Raw genomic sequence first — 18,851 nt, 5'->3', positions numbered from 1 at the left:
AGTTGCAGCCAATTACCAGAAACATAATGTCAGAACAATCAGGCTAAACCATGAGCATTACTTTATTGGATAGCGTTCCCCCTTTAGTTCCTGCAGGCAACTTGGCAATACGTTTCATGCCTTGTGTTTAATAGTGGGTTATTACCCGGCGCACCTTTAACAGCGCCTGACGCAACGCTCCACTCGCCACCGATCCAAGGGCCAACCGTATCGCATGGGGCACATGCGCCGAGACGGCAAACGGCTCGGCGGTAGACACCGAGATGTTTTCCCGTGCCAGCGCCATGGTGACCTGGTCGGCGCGGGCGTCTTCCGGCAAGGGCAGCCACAAAAAATACGAAGACGGATGGCGGATAACATTCAGCCCCGCCAACACCTCATCGGCCACCGCCTGGCGCGCCTGAGCGTCCTTACGTTTTTGCGCTTCAAGCTGCAGCACCGTGCCGTCGTCGATCCACGCGACAGCCACCGCTGTCATCACCCCCGGGGTGTTCCAGGTGGTGGCCATGACCGTACGCTCCAGCGCCGCCATCCACTGTTGCGGAGCGGCCACGAACCCCACCCGCAGGCCGGTGGCAACGCTCTTGGAAAGCCCCGACACGTACACCGTGCGTTCCGGTGCCAGCTCGGCCACAGGCGGCGGCGCGTCCTCGGCTAAAAACGCGTAGGCAGCGTCCTCGATCAGGATCAAATCATGCTGACGGGCAATCGCCACCAGGTGCTCGCGCTGCGCCCTGCTCATCACCCAGCCCAACGGGTTATGCAGGGTCGGCATGCTGTACACGGCGCGTACCGGGCGCCGCGCGCAAAGCTTTTCAAGGAAGGCCAGGTCCGGCCCCGTCGCGGTCACCGGGATTGCGACGATTTCCAGGTGCAACGTCTCGGCCAGCACCTTGAAACCGGAATAGGTCAACGCATCCACCGCCACCACATCGCCGGGCTTGAGCAGCGACATCATGGTCACCGCCAGCCCGTGCTGAGCACCGCTGACGATCAGCACCTGCTCGGCCTGCACCGTCAGCCCACGACTCGCCAGGTGGCGCGCCACCGCCGCCCTTTCGTGCAGCCGGCCGGCGTGGGGCTGGTAGCGCAGCAGGGCCGACAGGTCGCCGGACAACGCCAACTGACGCAACGCAGTGCGCAGCAGGTCGGTCTGGCCCGGCAGCGATGGGTAGTTGAAGTTGAGATCGATCATGCCTGCCGCCACGGCGATCTGGCCGATGCCCTGCCCCGGCGACAACGCGATTTCCCGCACAAAAGTCCCGCGCCCGGTTTCACCGCTGACCAGGCCCATGGCCTCCAGCTCGGTGTACACCCGGCTGGCCGTGACCAGCGCCAGGCCGTGGCTCGCGGCCAACTGGCGGTGCGTCGGCAAACGCGTACCCGCCGCCAAGGTGCCGGAGCGGATATCCCGGGCGAAGGTGTCCACCAATGTCTTGTAGCGGGCGCGGGGCATAGGCGATGTATCCATGACAATTTTTTGATTGTCCCAATGGTGAATCATAGGATGCGGCAGACGCAACTTATCCTTATCGAGCCCGACACCCATGGAACGCACCACCACCCACCTCAACACCCGAGAACAGAACGCCAGCGGCTGGGTCAATGGCTTGATCGGCGTGGTGATCTTCAGCGGCTCGCTGCCCGCCACACGCCTGGCGGTGCTGGAGTTTGATCCGGTGTTCCTGACCGTCGCCCGCGCCACCATCGCCGCCCTGCTGGGTGCGTGCCTGTTGTGGCTGTTCAAGGAAAAGCGCCCGGCCCGTAGCCAGTTGTTGCCCTTGGCAATCGTCGCGCTGGGCGTGGTGATCGGCTTCCCGCTACTCACCGCCCTGGCGTTGCAGTACGTCACCAGTGCCCACTCCATCGTGTTTGTCGGCTTGCTGCCGCTGGCCACCGCGGTGTTCGGCGTATTGCGTGGCGGCGAGCGGCCCAAGCCGGTGTTCTGGCTGTTCTCGATTCTGGGCAGCCTGCTGGTGGTGGGCTACGCCATCGCCCAGGGCCTGAGCGCCGCGCCCGCCGGGGATTTGCTGATGCTGCTGGCGATACTGGCGTGCGGCCTGGGTTATGCCGAAGGGGCCAAACTTTCACGCACCCTGGGTGGCTGGCAGGTGATCTGCTGGGCGCTGGTGATCTCGCTGCCGATGGTGGCGCCTCTGACGGCGATCCTCGCCCCTGCGTCCTTCGTGAACATCAGCCTGCCGGCCTGGCTGAGCCTGGCCTATGTGTCGCTGTTCAGCATGCTGATCGGCTTTGTGTTCTGGTACCGCGGGCTGGCCCAGGGCGGCATCGCCGCCGTCGGGCAATTGCAATTGCTGCAACCGTTTTTCGGCCTGGCACTGGCCGCCACACTGCTGCATGAACAGGTGAGCCTGGGCATGCTGGTGGTGACGGTTGCGGTGATTGCGTGTGTGGCGGGGGCCAGGAAGTTCGCCCGCTGACCATCAGCGCTCAGGCGCAACCATCTTGAACTTGATGACAATCCCATTGGACACCACGCTGTCCGCCCACTCCCCCGCGCCGATCTTGAAGTCGTCGCGCTTGAGCACGAATTCACCGTCGAACACGCCAATGCCGCTCTGCTCCTTGAGCGCCACCTTGACCTCCACCGGCCGGGTCTGGCCCTTGAGGGTCAGGTTGCCGCTGAACAGGTAGCGGTTGCCCCCCAGGTCTGTGATGTGGGTCGAGGTAAAGGTGCCCACCGGGTAAGTCGTCATGTCGAACCAGCCGGGCTTGGGCAGTTCGGTGTTGGCGTCGTCGCTGCCGGCATTGATGCTCGGCAGCTGGATGGTCAGCACGGTGCTGGCGGCGGCCGGGTTTTGCGTGTCGAAATGCAGGCTCGCCGAATAGCGGCCAAACGTGCCGTACACCTGCTGGCCCATCTGGTCATAGGTGAAGCTGAGGGTACTGGCCGCCGGATTCACGTCGGTGTATTCCACCGCATACGTGTTGGACACGGTGCCGAGGGTAAGGAGGGCCGCTAGCAATCGAGGTGTCATGGGATTCTCAACCGGGAATGAACACGCTGTGCACTGCTAACAGCGTAGGTGCTGGATTTATTCACGTGCCTGGCATTAGGCTCGTACCCCGACAGAACTCAAACAACAAGGAGCCACGATGCCCGCGCTTTCCCTGCAAGACACCACGGCCCCCGACGGCGTCTGTTATGGCTGCGGCAGCCGCAACCCCCACGGGCTGCACATCAAGAGCCGCTGGGACGCCGACGGCATCCACGTGATCGCCGAGCACCAGCCCGACGCCCAATACTGCGGCTGGCCAGACCTGGTCTACGGCGGCTTGATCGCGATGCTGGTGGACTGTCACTCGAACTGGACCGCCATGGCCTACCACTACCGGGCCGAACAACGCGAACCCGGCAGCCTGCCGCGTATCGACTGCGTGACTGGCAACCTGGGGATCAAATTCATCAAGCCGACACCGATGGGCGTACCCCTGACCTTGCGCGCGAAAGTCGAAGGTGACGTGGGCCGCAAAAGCCGCGTGATGTGCGAGGTGTACGCCGATGGCGTGCTGACGGCCATTGGCGATTCGGTCTTCGTGCGGGTCGACACCGGGCAGTTGGCAGCCGCCGCCCATGGCCGGGAAGCCTGATACTGGTCTACATTCAGTCCCACCGCTAATCGAGGACGCTACCGATGACTCGTCTGACCGCCAAAGATTTCGCCCCTGAACTGCTGGAGCTTTACGACGGCTACGCCCACGGCAAGATCAACCGCCGGGAGTTTCTCGACCGCGCGGCGCTGTTCACCTTTGGCGGGCTCACGGCCTCGGCCCTGCTCGCCGCCCTGAGCCCCAACTACGCCCTGGCCGAACAGGTGAAATTCACCGACCCGGAGATCGTCGCCGACTACATCACCTACCCGTCACCCAAGGGCAACGGCACGGTGCGCGGCTACCTGGTGCGCCCGGCCAAAGCCAGCGGCAAGGTGCCGGCGGTGGTGGTGGTGCATGAGAACCGTGGGTTGAACCCGTATATCGAAGACGTCGCCCGTCGGTTGGCCAAGGCCGGATTCATTGCCCTGGCACCGGATGGCCTGACCTCCGTTGGCGGCTATCCCGGCAACGATGAGAAAGGTGTGGAGCTGCAGCAGAAAGTCGATCCCGAGAAGCTGATGAACGACTTTTTCGCGGCCATCGAATGGTTGATGCACCACGATGCCAGCACCGGCAAGGTGGGGATCACCGGGTTCTGTTATGGCGGCGGCGTGACCAATGCGGCGGCGGTGGCTTATCCGGAGTTGGGTGCGGCGGTGTCGTTTTATGGGCGCCAGCCGGAAGCCAAGGACGTGCCACGGATCAAGGCGCCGATCATGTTGCATTACGGTGAGCTGGATACACGGATCAACGAGGGCTGGCCGGCGTATGAGAAGGCCTTGAAGGCGGCCGGCACGACCTATGAGGCGTTTATCTACAAGGGTGCCAATCACGGTTTCCATAACGATTCGACGCCGAGGTATGACGAGGCGGCGGCGAATCTGGCGTGGGAGCGGACGTTGGGCTGGTTCAAGAAATACCTGGCCTGAACACAGCGCTTATGTGGGACTGGGCTTATGTGGGAGCCGGGCTTGCCCGCGATGGCATCACCTCGGTGTGTCAGATACACCGCGGTGCTGCCATCGCAGGCAAGCCAGCTCCCACAGTGATTCAGGTGTTTCCCGGGTCAGTGCTCCAACGCATACTGCCGGCAGTGGTTGAGATACCCTTCCTCATGGTTCCCCACCAACTGCACCACGCTGGTCCATAACCACGACGGCGCATCCAGCTGCTTCGACCGGTTCTCCTGCAACATCGCCATCCAGTCCTTGCGTGTATCCCGGTCCATCTGCCGTGCATGCGCCACGCCGACCACCCGCGCCAGGTACCCGGCCGCGTGCATCGCATCAATCTCGCTCAACTCATCCAGTTCCAGCTTCATGTCCTGGGGCAACAGCTCGCGGATAAAAAAACCGTGATCCAGAAACCGCGTCGCCAGCATCCGTTCCCCCAACGCCGGTGACAGGTGCCTGGCGCCCTCCACCACTCGCCGGCCATTGTCCCGGGGCATCTTCGCCCGTGCCGCCCGCGGCGCTGCAGCCCCTACCGCTTCCTTGATATCGAGCAGGCAGTATTCCTGATCGTCCTGGTCCCCTACCCCCAACAACACCGCATACCGCAACAACCCGAGGGAGCTGCAACCCTTGACCCAGTACGCCGAGTCCAGCAGCTCAACCTCGTCATCGTTGGAGCGGCCTTTGAGCGAAGTCACCAGCCGGTGGATTTCATCGGACGCGCACAACGTCTCAAGGGCTGACTTTTCCGCCCGGGACAACGACCAGAAATGCTTGCCCAACGGAATCGTCGGCCGGGTGTTTTCGATACGTTCGCGGGCCAGGTTCTTCCAGGTGCGCTCCACCGCACTGCGCATCCCGGCCTTGACCTGGGACGGACGCGGCGGTGCCTCGTCGGGCTTGTCCTTAAACGCCTGCGCGTAGCCCACCATCATCTCTTCAAGCATGCGGGCGGTGGTCACCCCCGGCAGGTCCGAACCCCGCGCAGCGGTGGCCAGGGACAGCGCCAGGCGCACCAGGTCATGGGCCGGGTTGCCGATCACCGCCTGGTCAAGGTCGCGGATATGCATGTCGATCCGGCCCTTGGTATCGCCCGTGGGCCCGAGGTTACCGGCGTGGCAGTCGCCGCAGATCCAGATCGCCGGCCCGTGGGGCAACCGCCGCCCGCGCTGGCTGTGCAGCCACTCGTAAAACTGAACCGTACTGCCCCGCACATAAGCGTGGGCGGAGCGCGCCATCTTCAGGTTGCGCAGTTGGATAAGGTGGGGCATTCGCGAAGAAGGACGCGGCGTTTTCATAGAGGCACTCGTCATGGGGATACGGTAGAGGTTAGCCCGTCACAAATGTTTCATTTTGTTTCAGGGATTTCTATTAATGAGCCGCATCGGCGCCATCGCTGCCGGGGTTACACTTGGCGTCGGCGCGCTGCGGTGGTTGTTTTCGCTGCGCACGCGCCTTAACACTGGCACCGCCGCCTTCTCCGATGTTTTGCCACCTTCAAGGAGCTTCCCGATGTTTGAAAAAGCCACCTGGCTCAATCAACCCCAGCACTGGAGCCGAGAAGGCGAGCGTCTCAAGGTCCGCACCGACGCCAGTACCGATTTCTGGCGTGAAACCCACTATGGTTTTGTGCGTGATAACGGGCATTTCCTGTTTGTCGAAACCGACGGCGACTTTACCGCTCAGGTCAAAATCCACAGTGAATTCACTCACCTGTATGACCAGGCCGGGTTGATGGTACGAGTGGATGAAGCGCGTTGGGTGAAGATCGGTGCGGAGCTGTCCGACGGCGTGACGCTGCTGAGCAGCGTATTGACCGATGGCGTGTCGGACTGGGCTACCGGCGTGTTCCCGGGTGATCCCGAAGCCTTCTGGATTCGCGTCACCGTGGCCAAGGGTGTGTTGCGCGTGCAGGTATCAGTGGATGGCGCGAGCTGGCCGTTGGTGCGCCTGGCGCCTTTCCCGGTGGCGCAGTCGTATCAGGTCGGGCCTTACTGCTGCACGCCAGAGCGCGGTGGGCTGGAGGTGGAGTTTTCCGAACTGTGGGTGGGTGCGCCCAACGGTAAATCCCTGCACGACCTGTCCTGACTAACGCCGGCTGCTCGCCACTTCGCGCAACCACGCCTTGAACGCCAACATCGCCGGTGTCTCGGCCCGCGACTGCAAGCGCGTCAACCAATAACTGCCGGTGGTGATGCCCACCTCGAACGGCTGGCGGATCACGTCCGTCGCCAACTGTCGGCTGAACATCATCGCCGGGGCCAGGGCCACGCCCGCCCCTTGCAGCGCCGCCTCCATCATCGCCAGGGACGAGTCGAAAACGATACTGCGCGGCACCAGCGTATCGGCAGGCAAACCCGCAGCCTGGAACCATTGCGTCCACTCATCCGCGCGGTAGGAGCGCAGCAACGTGTGCTTCAACAGGTCCGCCGGGGTCTGCAATTGCCGGGCGAGTTGCGGCACGCACAGCACCGTCAGCGGCGCCTCGAGCAATTGGCACGCCTCGGTGCCGTGCCATGCACCCGCACCAAAGCGAATCGCGTAATCCAGCCCTTCTGCTGCCACATCGACGCGGTTGTTGTTGGTGGACAGGCGCAGGTCGATAAACGGGTAGCGCGCCTGGAAATCCGCAAGCCGGGGCAACAGCCAGCCCACCGCAAAGGTGCCCACCGCGCCCACCGTCAAGACTTCGCGGTAATGCCCGCCTTCAAACTGGCCTAAGGTGTGAGCGATGCGGTCGAAGGATTCCCGCAGTACCGGCAGCAAGGTCTCGCCTTCGCTGGTGAGCATCAGGCCCCGAGGCAAGCGTTTGAACAGCGTGACATTGAGCTGCGCCTCCAGGCTTTTCACCTGGTGACTGACCGCCGCCTGGGTGACGCACAACTCAATCGCCGCCCGGGTAAAACTCAAATGCCGCGCGGAAGCCTCGAAGGCCCGCAGTGCGTTGAGAGGCAAATGGGAACGGAGCATGGCTTGACCCTAATTTTTCTAATGGCTGTTGCGAGATATCATCGTTTGCCGCCGGATCACAAACTGCCTAAATTTGCGGCGCCTGCGCAGGCAACGGTATTCACCCGATCACCTTCATGGAAGTCAGTCAGCATGTACACATCCATTTTCCCAACCGTGCGAAACACCACGATATTCGCCTTATTGCTCGGCGCAGGCAACTGCATGGCGGCTACCGACATACGCCAGGTCGTGGACAGTACTGTCCAGCCCCTGATGCAGCAACAGGACATCGCCGGTCTGTCGGTTGCGGTGATACAGAACGGCAAGGCGCAATACTTTAACTACGGCGTCGCCAACAAGGACAGCCAGCAGCCGGTCACCGAAAACACCCTGTTTGAAATCGGCTCGGTGAGCAAGACCTTTACCGCCACCCTCGCCGGCTACGCCCTGGCCAACGGCAAGTTGAAGCTGTCGGACCCGGCCAGTCAGTACCTGCCGGCATTGCGCGGCGACACGTTTGACCACATCAGCCTGCTCAACCTCGGCACCTACACCGCGGGTGGCTTGCCGCTGCAATTCCCGGATGAGTCCGATAACGCCGGCAAGATGATCAGCTACTACCAGCACTGGAAACCGGCTTTCGCCCCCGGCACCCAACGCCTCTACTCCAACCCGAGTATCGGCCTGTTCGGCCACCTGGCAGCGCAAAGCCTGGGCCAGCCGTTTAACCGCTTGATGGAGCAGACCCTGCTGCCGAAACTCGGCCTCAAGCACACCTTTATCACCGTGCCCAAGGCGCAAATGAACCTGTACGCCCAAGGTTACGACAAGGCCGGCAAACCAGTGCGCGTCGGCCCTGGCGCCCTGGACGCCGAAGCCTACGGCATCAAGACCAGCACCTCGGACCTGATTCAGTACGTTGAAGTGAACATGCACCCGGCGAAGCTGGAAAAGCCGTTGCAGCAGGCGATTGCCACGACCCACACCGGGTACTACACGGTGGATGGCATGACCCAGGGCCTCGGCTGGGAGATGTACCCCTACCCGATCAAATTGGATGCCCTGGTGGAAGGCAACTCGACACAAATGGCCATGGAGCCCCACAAGGTCAATTGGCTGACACCACCGCAGGCACCCCACGCCGACACGCTGGTGAACAAGACCGGCTCGACCGGCGGCTTTGGGGCGTACGTGGCTTATGTGCCGAGTAAAGACTTGGGGGTGGTGATCCTGGCGAACAAAAACTATCCGAATGCCGAACGGGTGAAAGCGGCCCATGCAATCCTGAGTGCGATGGATAAATAAATCCCTGCATAAATCAAATGTGGGAGCCGGGCTTGCCCGCGATGGCGGTGTATCAGTGAGCACCTGTGCTGGCTGACACGCCCTCATCGCGGGCAAGCCCGCTCCCACATTGTTTTGTGGTGTGATTTAAAGTGGGTTTACATCCCCAGCCAGTGCGGCAAGGCCAGGGAGATGAACGGCAGGTAGGTCACCATGATCAGGAACACCAGCAAAATCATCAGCCACGGCAACGCCGCGCGGATGGTCTGCCCCAGGGTCAGCCCGGTCACTGCGGAGGTCACAAACAGGTTCAGCCCCACCGGCGGATGCACCAGGCCAATCTCCATGTTGACCACCATCACAATCCCCAGGTGAATCGGGTCGATCCCCAGCTTCATCGCGATCGGGAAGAAGATCGGCGCCAGGATCAGCACAATCGCCGACGGCTCCATAAAGCTGCCCGCCACCAGCAACACCACGTTGACCATAATCAGGAAACCAATCGGCGTCAGGCCTTCGGAGATCACCCACGCGGTGATTTCCTGGGGGATTTGCTCGGTGGTCAGCACGTGGGCGAAGAGCATGGCGTTGGCGATGATAAACATCAGCATGATCGCCAGGCGCCCGGACTCCAGCAGCACCTTGGGGCAATCCTTGATCTTCATGTCCTTGTAGACAAACAGCGCGACAAACGCCGAGTACACCGCCGCCACCGCCGCCGCTTCGGTCGGGGTGAACATGCCGCTGTAGATACCGCCAAGGATGATCACCAGCAGCAGCAAGCCCCAGAACGCCCGGCGTGCACAGGTCAGCCACTCGCGAAAGGTCGCCCGTGGCTGGGCCGGCAGCTTCTTGATGCGCGCGACGATGTAGATCGCGACCATCAACATCAAGCCCAGCAGCAGGCCCGGAATCACCCCGGCCATAAACAGCTTGCCCACTGAGGTTTCAGTCGCCGCCGAGTACACCACCATCACAATCGACGGCGGAATCAGGATGCCCAGGGTACCGGCGTTGCAGATGATCCCGGCGCCGAATTCTTTCGGATAGCCCGAGCGCACCATGCCCGCCACGGCAATCGAACCCACCGCCGCCACCGTCGCCGGCGAGGAGCCCGACAGCGCGGCGAACAGCATGCACGCCAACACCGCCGCAATCGCCAGCCCGCCACGGATATGCCCGACGCAGGCGTTGGCAAAGTCGATCAGCCGTTGCGCCACGCCGCCGGTGGTCATGAACGCACCCGACAACAGGAAGAACGGAATCGCCAGGAAGGTGTAGGCGTCCGAGGTTTCAAACAGCTTGATGGCCAGGGAACTCACCGAGTCCGGGCTGAACATCAGGATCGACACCGCGCCCGACAACCCCAGGGAGATCGCGATGGGCACACCGAGGAACATGAACACGAACAGCAGCAAAAACAGACACAGAACGGCCATCAGTGACGCTCCTCATGGCTGCCGGCCAACTTGCTGGCTTCACCGGCTTCGTCGGCCAGGCCCAGCCCGGTTTGGCGGTGGGTGAAGATGCGGTAGAAGATTTCCAGGTAGCGGATGAACACCAGAGCAAAGCCGATGGGCACGATCACAATAATGTCGCCGACATCGATGCCGAACTGGTCGAGGTCTTCCGCGCCGATGTGGGCGGTCATCACCGCACTCAACCACTTGTAGCTGGCAACCATGAACAGCCCGGCGTAGGCCAGGCAGCACAGGCAGGCGAGCATGCCCAGCAGGCGCTGCACCCGGCGCGGCGTCAGCTTGACCAGGGCATCCACCCCCAGGTGGCCGGCGGTGCGCACGCCGTAGGAGATGCCAAAGAAAATCAGCCAGCCGAACATGGCCTTGGTCAGCGCCACGCTCCAGGTCATGTCCTGGGCCCAGCCCATGGTGTGGTCACCCAGGGCATTGAAGAAACCGCTGCTCCACGCCCACTTGTCGGCGAGGGCAAAGAACAGGGTGTAGATGTTGTTGAGCATGACGTAGACAAAAGTCACCAGGGTCATGGCGGCCAGCAGGATGGCGATAAAGCCTTCCTCCAGGTGCTCCCAGACGCGCCTTAGCGTTTGCATGGCAAAACCTCGCGAAACTGGACGGGGAAATTCACGACAAGTCACTGACGAAACCGGATCAATGTGGGAGCTGGCTTGCCTGCGATGCGGGCAACTCGGTCTTTCAGGAACACCGAGGTGATGCCATCGCGGGCAAGCCCGCTCCCACAGGAGTCGGGTTTGTTTCAGCAACCAATTACTGGTTCGACGCGTCGGCCGCCTTGATCAGGTCGGCACCGATTTCACCTTCGAACTTCTGCCACACCGGGCGCATGGCTTCGCGCCAGAGCTGGCGTTGCTCGGGCGTCAGTTCGATGATTTCGCTGGTCTTGGCGTCGATGATCTTCTGCTTGGCCGACTGGTTCAGCGCTTCGGCCTGCTTGTTCACCTCGACGGTGACTTCAACCATGATCTGGTCGAGGGTGGTGCGCACATCCGGCGGCAGGCCGTTCCAGAACTTGGCGTTGGTGATCACCATGTAGTCGATCAGGCCATGGTTGGATTCGGTGAAGTACTTCTGCACCTCGTTGACCTTCTGGCTTTCATAGTTCGACCAGGTGTTCTCGGTGCCGTTGACGGTGCCGGTCTGCAAGCCCTGGTACACCTCGGCGAAACTCATCTTGCGCGGGTTGGCGCGGATCGCCTTGAACTGCTCTTCCAGCACGCTGGAGGCCTGCACGCGGAACTTCAGGCCACGGGCATCCTTGGGCTCACGCAATGCCTTGTTCGCCGACAGTTGCTTGAGGCCGTTGTGCCAATAGGCCAGGCCGAGGATGTTCTTGTCTTGCATGGAGGTCAGCAACGCCTTGCCCTGGGCAGCCTGGAAGCGGTCGACTGCCGCCAGGTCGTTGAACAGGAACGGCAGGTCGTAGATCTGTACTTGCTTGGTGTACTGCTCAAACTTGGCCAGTGACGGCGCCAGCATCTGCACGTCCCCCAGCAGCAGCGCTTCCATTTCCTTGCCATCGCCGAACAGCGAGGAGTTCGGGTACACCTCGACCTTCACCCGGCCAGGCAGGCGTTCCTCAGCGAGCTTCTTGAACAGCAACGCGCCCTGGCCTTTCGGGGTGTTTTCAGCGACGACGTGGGCGAACTTGATCACAATGGGGTCGGCCGCCTGGGCCAGGCCCGCGGCAAACAAGGTGGCGGCGCAGAACAGCGCCCGAGAAAGCTTGAGCATGGAAAATCACCTTCTTATTGTTGTGTTATAGGGCAAGGTGCCTGATGTCACGCGTATAGAGAATTTCGAATTTTAGATACCTGCGTTCGGCGTGGACGAACGCCGACCATGCAAACAGTAGAGAACCAATGTGGGAGCTGGCTTGCCTGCGATGGCGGCGTGTCAGGCAACACATCCTTGGCTGAACCACCGCTATCGCAGGCAAGCCAGCTCCCACATTTTAGCGTTGTGCAGCCAGCAATCGTTGGGCCCGCAGCAACACCGGTGCATCCACCATTTGCCCATCCAGTTGATAGGCCCCTGCCCCATGGGCACCGGCTTCCACCACCCGCTTGGCCCAGGCCAAATCCTCGGCGCTGGGGGCCAACGCCTGGTGAATCACCGCCACTTGCCTGGGATGGATACACAGCGCGCCGGCAAAGCCCATTTCATAGGCATGCCGAATCGCGCGGCGCAGGCCTTCGGGGTCGTCGATGGCCGGGTGCACGCCATCCAGTGGCGCCACCAGCCCGGCGGCGCGGGAATGCACGATCAAGGCCAGGCGGGCCTGGTCCAGGGCAAATTGCGCGGCCGGGGAGCCGCTGCTCAGGTTCAAGTCCAGCGCCAGGTCCAGGCCGCCGAATGACAAGCGCTCCACCAACGGCGCATGGGCAATGTCCGCCACCGCCAGCAAGCCCCGCGCACTCTCGATGATCGGCCAGATGGCTTTGCCCGTGGCCGCCACCACCGCCACCTGGGCCGCGCTTTCAACCTTGGGCAGCAACACCCCCGCCACCCCGGCATGGGCCTGACAAAACGCCACATCGGCAAAATGCTCGGCATGCTCCGGCGCATTGATCCGCACCCATACCCGCGCTGCGGGCGTCGCCTGCAAAAACACCCCGAGGTTGTCCCGTGCCTGGCGCTTGAGCGGCTCTTCTACCGCGTCTTCAAAATCCACAATCACCGCATCGGCGCCACTGGCCAAGGCCTTGGCAAAACGTTCCGGCCGGCTGCCCGGTACGAACAGCGCAGAGCGCACAAGAGAAGTTGGCATCGCTCAATTCCTTATCAGATAACGCCGCGTGCACGCAGTCTGTCGATGGCTTCAGCGGAGTAACCCAACTGGTCGAGAATCCCCTGGCTGTGCTGGCCCAGCCCCGGCACCGCGTCCATCCGCGGGGTAAACGCCGCATTGCGCGCCGGCGGCAGCAGCGACGGCAACTTGCCCGCCGGGCTGTCGACTTCGCGCCAACTGTCCCGGGCCTTCAGTTGCGGGTGGTCCCACACGCCTTGCATATCGTTGACCCGGGCGCTGGCGATTTGCGCGTCTTCCAGGCGCTGGATCACGCCCTCGGCACTCATCTGCGCGAAGCGGTCGACGATGATCTGGCGCAGCACGTCGCGGTTTGCCGAGCGTTTGAAGTTGGCCGAGAAACGCTCGTCGGTGGCCAATTCCGGCGTGAGCAGCACCTTGTCGCAAAACGCCGCCCATTCCCGCTCGTTCTGCAACCCGAGCATCACCGTGCCGCCGTCGCCGGTGGGAAACGGTCCGTAGGGGTAGATCGTCGAATGCGCCGCCCCCGCACGCGGTGGCTGGGGCGCGCCGTCGAAGGCGTAGTACATCGGATAGCCCATCCACTCCACCAGGCTTTCCAGCATGCTGACGTCGATGCGACTGCCCTGGCCGGTCTTGCCCCGCAGCAGCAGCGCCGAGAGGATGCCGCTGTAGGCGTACATCCCGGCGGAAATATCGGCGATGGAACAGCCGGCCTTGGCCATCTGGTCCTCACCCGGGCCGCCGGTGACCGAGAGAAAGCCGCCTTCACTCTGGATCAGCAGGTCGTAGGCCTTTTTCTTTTCATACGGGCCACCCTCGCCATAGCCGGAGATGTCGCAGACGATCAGCCGCGGGAAGCGCTCATGCAGCGCCTCGAATGACAGGCCCATGCGCGCCGCAGCGCCCGGTGCCAGGTTCTGCACCAGCACGTCGGCGTCGGCCAGCAGGGTTTCCAGGATGTCCCCGGCATCATCGTGTTTGAGGTCCAGGGTCAGGCTTTCCTTGGAGCGGTTGGTCCACACGAAATGCGACGCCAGGCCGCGCACGCGCTCGTCGTAGCCTCGGGCAAAGTCACCGGCGCCCGGGCGTTCGATCTTGATTACACGGGCGCCCAGGTCGGCCAACTGGCGGGTGCAGAACGGTGCGGCAATCGCGTGTTCCAGGCTGACGACGGTGATGCCGTCCAACGGTCGTTGATTAGCAGTCATGACGATTCCTTAAAGCCAGTGAGCCAGGGACGTGGCGTGGCGCAGATCCCAGACTTTTTCGATCAGCCCGGTGGTTTGCGCGGGCGTGCGGGCGCCGCTGAATTGAGTCAGGCGCTGGAACTTGTCGGCCAGCTCGGCGCGGTTCAGGGTGTTGCCCGGGTCGCCCTTGGGTTCGTCGATGGCGCCGTGCAGCACGCGACCGTCGACCGTGGTGACAATCACCCGGCCCAGCCAACGCTGCGGATAAGCACCGTCGACCTCGGCGTCGAGGGTCATGCTGACCTTGTCGCGAAATGCCGATACGGCGGGATCGGAGAGCGCCAGTTCATGAAATTCGGTCAGCCCGGCCTTGCCATGCACCGCAATCAACCCCAGCACGGTGCCCATGGAAAACTTGGCCTGGTGCACGGTCTGCGGCAGCGTTACCCGGCCCAATACGTCGATGGCGCCTTGATGAACGCGGGTTTCCACGCGGGTGATGTGCTCATGGCTGATGCCCTCGCGCTGCATCAAATCCAGCAGCGCATCGGCGGCCGGATGGGTGTGGCGACACGAGGCGTGAAACTTGAACGAGGTTTCCAGCAACGCCCAGCGACTGCCGAGGCGATCCGACAGTTTGCTGGGGTCTGCGTCAGTGGACATGCCCGCCGCCATCCCCTGATCACCTTCCAGAATATTGCGCGCACCTGTCAGCCCGTCCGCCGTCAAATACGCGGCCAACAAACCATCGGCGGCCGCCTTGGCGGTGTGCAGTTGCTTGGAGTCGGCGGCATCCCGCAGGAACTCCCAAAGACCGGCCGCCTGAGTGCCTGCACTGCCCAGCAGATTGATGAATTGCTCTTCATTGAAGTCGAGCAATTTCCCCACCGCGACAGCCGCCGCAAGGGTGCCGACGGTGGCCGTGGTGTGGAAGATCCGGTAGTGGGAACGGCCCATGAATTCGCCGATGCGAATCCCGGCTTCGTAACCAGCCACCGAAGCCAGCAGCAGTTCGCCACCGGATTTGCCGAGGTCTTGCGCCGCCGCAAATGCAGCAGGAAACACCACGGTCGCCGGGTGCAGGACGGAGCTGTTGTGCAGGTCGTCCTGCTCCACCAGGTGCGACGACGCACCGTTCACCAGTGCGGCGAAATACGCACTGCTGCTGCCCCCGCTGACAATCACCTGCGCCGGGCCATTGGCCGGGCCCATCCTGCGGGCATAACGCTCGAACAGCGGGATCGGATGTGCGCCTTGGCTGGCCAGCGCCGAGGCGAGCCAATCGAGGAACAGGTCTTCGGTGCGGGCGAGCACGTCGTCCGGCAATTGCTCGTAATTCAACTCGACGAGGAACCGGCACAGCGCTTGGGTATGGCTCATGGTCAGGCCCTCAGAAGCTGCGTGGCAGTTCGAGCAAATGCTCGGCCACGTAGGACAGGATCAGGTTGGTGGAGATCGGCGCAACCTGGTACAGGCGGGTCTCGCGGAACTTGCGCTCCACGTCGTATTCACAGGCAAACCCGAAGCCGCCGTGGGTTTGCAGGCAGGCGTTGGCGGCTTCCCAGGACGCCTTGGCCGCCAGGTACTTGGCCATGTTCGCGCTGGCCCCGGCGTTGGCGCCGCTGTCGTATTCCTCACAGGCACGCCAGCGCATCAAGTCGGCCGCTTCGATCTCGATATGGGCTTCGGCAATCGGAAACTGCACGCCCTGGTTCTGCCCGATGGGCCGGCCAAACACCACGCGGTCACGGGCATAGGCGCTGGCTTTCTCGATAAACCAGCGGCCGTCGCCGATACACTCGGCGGCAATCAGGGTGCGTTCGGCGTTGAGGCCGTCGAGGATATAGCGGAAGCCCTTGCCCTCCTCGCCAATCAGGCTGTCCAGCGGCAACTCCAGGTTGTCGAAGAACAGCTCGTTGGTTTCGTGATTGACCATGTTGGCAATCGGCTGCACGGTCAGACCGTTACCGATGGCTTCCCGCAGGTCCACCAGGAAGATCGACATGCCTTCGGATTTTTTCTTCACCTCCGCCAGCGGCGTGGTGCGGGCCAGCAGGATCATCAGGTCGGAGTGCTGCACCCGCGATATCCAGACTTTCTGGCCGTTGATCACGTACTTGTCGCCACGCTTGACGGCGGTGGTCTTGATTTTGGTGGTGTCAGTGCCGGTGGTGGGCTCGGTCACGGCCATCGACTGCAGGCGCAGTTCGCCGCTGGCAAGCTTGGGCAGGTAGAAGCTTTTCTGCGCTTCGCTGCCGTGGCGCAGCAAGGTGAACATGTTGTACATCTGGCCGTGGACGGTGCCGGAGTTGCCGCCACAGCGGTTCACTTCCTCAAGAATCACCGAGGCTTCCGCCAGCCCAAGGCCGGAGCCGCCGTAGGCTTCCGGGATCATTGCCGACAGCCAGCCGGCGTCGGTCAGGGCCTTGACGAAGGCTTCCGGGAAACCTTTTTCCTCATCGACCTTGCGCCAGTAGGCGGCGTCGAATTCAGCGCACAGTGCGCGGACGCCTTCGCGGATGGCATTCAGTTCTTCGTTGTCACTCGGGTTCATTAACGGCTCTCCGCCTGTTGTTCTTGGAGGTTTATTCGAAATGCAGTTCGGCGCGCTGGGCCAGGCCGTCAGCGTTGCCCGCCCACAGTTCGGCCACGCCCGGCGCAGTGATGCGCCCGCCGACTTCAAAGGGTTGCGGGGCAATCAACGGCCGCACGCCGCGATAGGAAAAACGGCGCAACGTGGCCCCAGGGTTTGCCCGACAAAACGTGCGCAGGCTCAAGGTGGCGATCAGCGGCCCGTGCACCACCAGCCCCGAATAACCTTCGGTGCCGGTGACATAGGGATAGTCGTAATGGATGCGGTGGCCGTTGAAGGTCACGGCGCTGTAGCGGAACAACAGGGTGGGCGTCGGATCGACCGCTTCGCGCCAGTCGCCTTCGGGTAATACATCACCACTGCCCTGCTTGGGCGGCGTGGGTTCGCGATAGACGATGTCCTGTTCCTCGCGAATGGCCAGGCGGCCGTCCTGGGAATAGTCGTGGCGCACGGTGACAAACAGCAGCGAGCCGGTGCGGCCGGTTTTTTCTTCCACTTGGGTGATGGTCGAGACACGGGTGGCAGGCTCACCGGCACGCAACCCATGGAAGAACTCGATACGCCCGCCGGCCCACATGCGATTGCGGTTATCCGCCGGCGGCAGGAACCCGCCACGGGCCGGGTGGCCGTCACCGCCCAGGGCGGATTCGGGCAGCGGGTCCTGGAAAAAGCACCATTGCCACAAGGGCGGAACTGCCTCGCCATCCGCCGGTACTGCTTCGCCGAAGGTGGCGGCGATGCGTTTGAGCAGGTTGTGGCTCAAGTGGTCGTGGGCTGTTTCGCTACGGCCGATCCAGTCTGTGGCGCTCATCAGGTGCATGTCCTCGGGCAGGGAATCTGAGCCGGATCATGCTGGGCCTTGGCCGTTCTGAGAATTTGCATTTCAATAAAGCAGCGTTCGGCTATGCTGAACGCCATCGCCCATAAAAAGATCTCAAGCACCCGGATGATCAATGTGGGAGCTGGCTTGCCTGCGATAGCGCCCTGTCAGTCAACACTGCTTTGGTTGGCCCACCGCTATCGCAGGCAAGCCCGCTCCCACATGGGTTCTTCGTCGCTGCCCCGGAGCCTTGCATGCACTTTGATCTGGCGGACTTACGCCTGTTTATCCATATCGCCGAATCCCCCAGCCTGACCCAGGGCGCCAAGCGCGCGTTCCTCTCGCCGGCCGCCGCCAGTGCGCGGATCAAGGCCCTGGAAGGCCAGCTCGACACACGCCTGCTGTACCGCGACAGCCGTGGCGTGGAAATCACCCCGGCGGGCGAACGGCTGTTGCACCATGCGCGGTTGATCATGCGTCAGGTGGATTACCTGAAAAGCGAGTTCACCCAATACGGCATCGATTCGGCCGGGCATATCCGCATTTTTGCCAACACCACCGCCGTGACCGAGTTTCTTCCCGAAGTGCTGGCCGGATTCCTGTCCCAGCGTCCCGGCGTGACCGTGGACCTTCAGGAGCGGCTGTCACGGGACATTGTGCGAGGGGTACTCGACGGTACCAGCGACATGGGCATCATTGCCGGCCCAGTGGAAGCGTCGGGGTTGCAGGTGCTGCATTTCAGCACCGACCATCTGGTGCTGACGGTGCCCATGGGGCATCCGCTGGCGGGCCTGCCTTCGGTGACGCTGGAGCAAACCCTGGCCTACCAACATATCGGGTTGCATGACGGCAGCACGTTGCTGAGTTTCCTGCGTGAGCATGTGGAACGGTTGGGCAAGCATCTGTCGTTGCGGATCCAGATGTCGAGTTTCGAGGCGATCTGCCGGATGGTCGAGGCCGGCGTCGGGATCGGCATCATTCCGGAGTCGGCGGCGGTGCGGCACAGCCGGACCATGCAGTTGGTGACAGTGAAACTGGATGAGGTTTGGGCGGTGCGCGAGCGCAGTATTCTGGTGCGGGAGCTGGAGGCGCTGCCCGGCACCATTCGTGCGTTGATCGCGACCTTGATGCCCGAGATGGAACCGCCTCGGCTGCCGGACGCCTAAGCTAACGTTCAC

At 62.6% G+C, this 18,851-nt stretch carries 18 protein-coding genes; 6 read left to right on the top strand and 12 right to left on the bottom strand.

The features are described 5' to 3' along the window. Nucleotides 1–127 precede the first annotated feature (127 nt). Entirely contained in the window at nucleotides 128–1,456 is a 1,329-nt protein-coding gene (locus LIY45_RS24280) for a PLP-dependent aminotransferase family protein (RefSeq protein WP_226477848.1), read from the bottom strand. 91 nt (nucleotides 1,457–1,547) lie between these two features. On the opposite strand from LIY45_RS24280, the gene LIY45_RS24275 reads away from it, so the two are divergent. Continuing rightward, nucleotides 1,548–2,441 carry a DMT family transporter gene (locus LIY45_RS24275; RefSeq protein ID WP_226477847.1) on the top strand — a complete coding sequence of 298 codons (894 nt, stop codon included), beginning with the start codon at nucleotides 1,548–1,550 and terminating at the stop codon, nucleotides 2,439–2,441. Nucleotides 2,442–2,444: 3 nt separating this feature from the next. Here LIY45_RS24275 and LIY45_RS24270 read toward each other — a convergent pair whose 3' ends face one another. After that, nucleotides 2,445–2,999 (bottom strand): YceI family protein, encoded by a 555-nt coding sequence (locus tag LIY45_RS24270; RefSeq protein WP_226477846.1) that lies wholly within the window; start codon nucleotides 2,997–2,999, stop codon nucleotides 2,445–2,447. A 118-nt stretch (nucleotides 3,000–3,117) separates the two neighbouring features. On the opposite strand from LIY45_RS24270, the gene LIY45_RS24265 reads away from it, so the two are divergent. Both LIY45_RS24265 and yghX read left to right on the top strand, forming a co-directional pair. Further along, nucleotides 3,118–3,612, top strand: coding sequence for a PaaI family thioesterase (locus LIY45_RS24265; protein WP_226477845.1), 495 nt, complete (start codon nucleotides 3,118–3,120; stop codon nucleotides 3,610–3,612). Nucleotides 3,613–3,656: 44 nt separating this feature from the next. Then, nucleotides 3,657–4,544 carry a YghX family hydrolase gene (gene yghX, locus LIY45_RS24260; RefSeq protein WP_226477844.1) on the top strand — a complete coding sequence of 296 codons (888 nt, stop codon included), beginning with the start codon at nucleotides 3,657–3,659 and terminating at the stop codon, nucleotides 4,542–4,544. Nucleotides 4,545–4,681: 137 nt separating this feature from the next. Here the strand turns inward: yghX and LIY45_RS24255 are convergent, their stop codons facing one another. Further along, nucleotides 4,682–5,866, bottom strand: a complete 1,185-nt coding sequence (locus LIY45_RS24255) for a DUF2252 family protein (protein ID WP_026077688.1) — start codon at nucleotides 5,864–5,866, stop codon at nucleotides 4,682–4,684. A gap of 214 nt (nucleotides 5,867–6,080) precedes the next feature. Here LIY45_RS24255 and LIY45_RS24250 point away from each other — a divergent pair, with 214 nt between their 5' ends. Beyond that, a complete protein-coding gene (locus LIY45_RS24250) occupies nucleotides 6,081–6,656 on the top strand; it encodes a DUF1349 domain-containing protein (protein WP_226477843.1) in 576 nt (191 codons plus the stop codon). Here the strand turns inward: LIY45_RS24250 and LIY45_RS24245 are convergent, their stop codons facing one another. Continuing rightward, nucleotides 6,657–7,538: a LysR family transcriptional regulator gene (locus LIY45_RS24245; RefSeq protein WP_017475176.1), complete on the bottom strand. Its 882-nt coding sequence runs from the start codon at nucleotides 7,536–7,538 to the stop codon at nucleotides 6,657–6,659. A 132-nt stretch (nucleotides 7,539–7,670) separates the two neighbouring features. Between LIY45_RS24245 and ampC the strand changes: the two genes are divergently transcribed. Next, nucleotides 7,671–8,825, top strand: a complete 1,155-nt coding sequence (ampC, locus tag LIY45_RS24240) for a class C beta-lactamase (protein WP_226477842.1) — start codon at nucleotides 7,671–7,673, stop codon at nucleotides 8,823–8,825. A gap of 137 nt (nucleotides 8,826–8,962) precedes the next feature. Here ampC and dctM read toward each other — a convergent pair whose 3' ends face one another. The 8 genes from dctM to LIY45_RS24200 all read right to left on the bottom strand — a co-directional run bounded on the left by dctM (nucleotide 8,963) and on the right by LIY45_RS24200 (nucleotide 17,664). Then, the gene (dctM, locus tag LIY45_RS24235) at nucleotides 8,963–10,243 is read right to left on the bottom strand and encodes a C4-dicarboxylate TRAP transporter large permease protein DctM (RefSeq protein ID WP_010169752.1); all 1,281 of its coding nucleotides are present in this window, start codon (nucleotides 10,241–10,243) and stop codon (nucleotides 8,963–8,965) included. Next, complete coding sequence (locus LIY45_RS24230) at nucleotides 10,243–10,875, bottom strand: TRAP transporter small permease (RefSeq protein ID WP_177029129.1); 633 nt, start codon at nucleotides 10,873–10,875, stop codon at nucleotides 10,243–10,245. Before LIY45_RS24230 ends, dctM begins: the two co-directional genes overlap by 1 nt. A gap of 175 nt (nucleotides 10,876–11,050) precedes the next feature. Next, nucleotides 11,051–12,034, bottom strand: coding sequence for a C4-dicarboxylate TRAP substrate-binding protein DctP (dctP, locus tag LIY45_RS24225; protein ID WP_017475173.1), 984 nt, complete (start codon nucleotides 12,032–12,034; stop codon nucleotides 11,051–11,053). 220 nt (nucleotides 12,035–12,254) lie between these two features. Further along, nucleotides 12,255–13,070 carry a CoA ester lyase gene (locus LIY45_RS24220; protein ID WP_226477841.1) on the bottom strand — a complete coding sequence of 272 codons (816 nt, stop codon included), beginning with the start codon at nucleotides 13,068–13,070 and terminating at the stop codon, nucleotides 12,255–12,257. 14 nt (nucleotides 13,071–13,084) lie between these two features. Beyond that, the gene (locus LIY45_RS24215) at nucleotides 13,085–14,281 is read right to left on the bottom strand and encodes a CaiB/BaiF CoA-transferase family protein (protein ID WP_226477840.1); all 1,197 of its coding nucleotides are present in this window, start codon (nucleotides 14,279–14,281) and stop codon (nucleotides 13,085–13,087) included. A 9-nt stretch (nucleotides 14,282–14,290) separates the two neighbouring features. After that, nucleotides 14,291–15,640 (bottom strand): MmgE/PrpD family protein, encoded by a 1,350-nt coding sequence (locus LIY45_RS24210; RefSeq protein WP_226477839.1) that lies wholly within the window; start codon nucleotides 15,638–15,640, stop codon nucleotides 14,291–14,293. Between the two features lie 10 nt (nucleotides 15,641–15,650). Continuing rightward, nucleotides 15,651–16,814, bottom strand: a complete 1,164-nt coding sequence (locus LIY45_RS24205; protein WP_226477838.1) for an acyl-CoA dehydrogenase family protein — start codon at nucleotides 16,812–16,814, stop codon at nucleotides 15,651–15,653. A gap of 31 nt (nucleotides 16,815–16,845) precedes the next feature. Continuing rightward, nucleotides 16,846–17,664 carry a MaoC family dehydratase N-terminal domain-containing protein gene (locus tag LIY45_RS24200; protein WP_226477837.1) on the bottom strand — a complete coding sequence of 273 codons (819 nt, stop codon included), beginning with the start codon at nucleotides 17,662–17,664 and terminating at the stop codon, nucleotides 16,846–16,848. 263 nt (nucleotides 17,665–17,927) lie between these two features. On the opposite strand from LIY45_RS24200, the gene LIY45_RS24195 reads away from it, so the two are divergent. After that, nucleotides 17,928–18,839, top strand: a complete 912-nt coding sequence (locus tag LIY45_RS24195; RefSeq protein ID WP_226477836.1) for a LysR family transcriptional regulator — start codon at nucleotides 17,928–17,930, stop codon at nucleotides 18,837–18,839. Nucleotides 18,840–18,851: the final 12 nt, after the last annotated feature.

The organism is Pseudomonas sp. MWU16-30323, from assembly GCF_020515595.1.
Classification (GTDB): domain Bacteria; phylum Pseudomonadota; class Gammaproteobacteria; order Pseudomonadales; family Pseudomonadaceae; genus Aquipseudomonas; species Aquipseudomonas yamanorum.
This window is presented reverse-complemented; position numbering and strand designations above follow the sequence as displayed.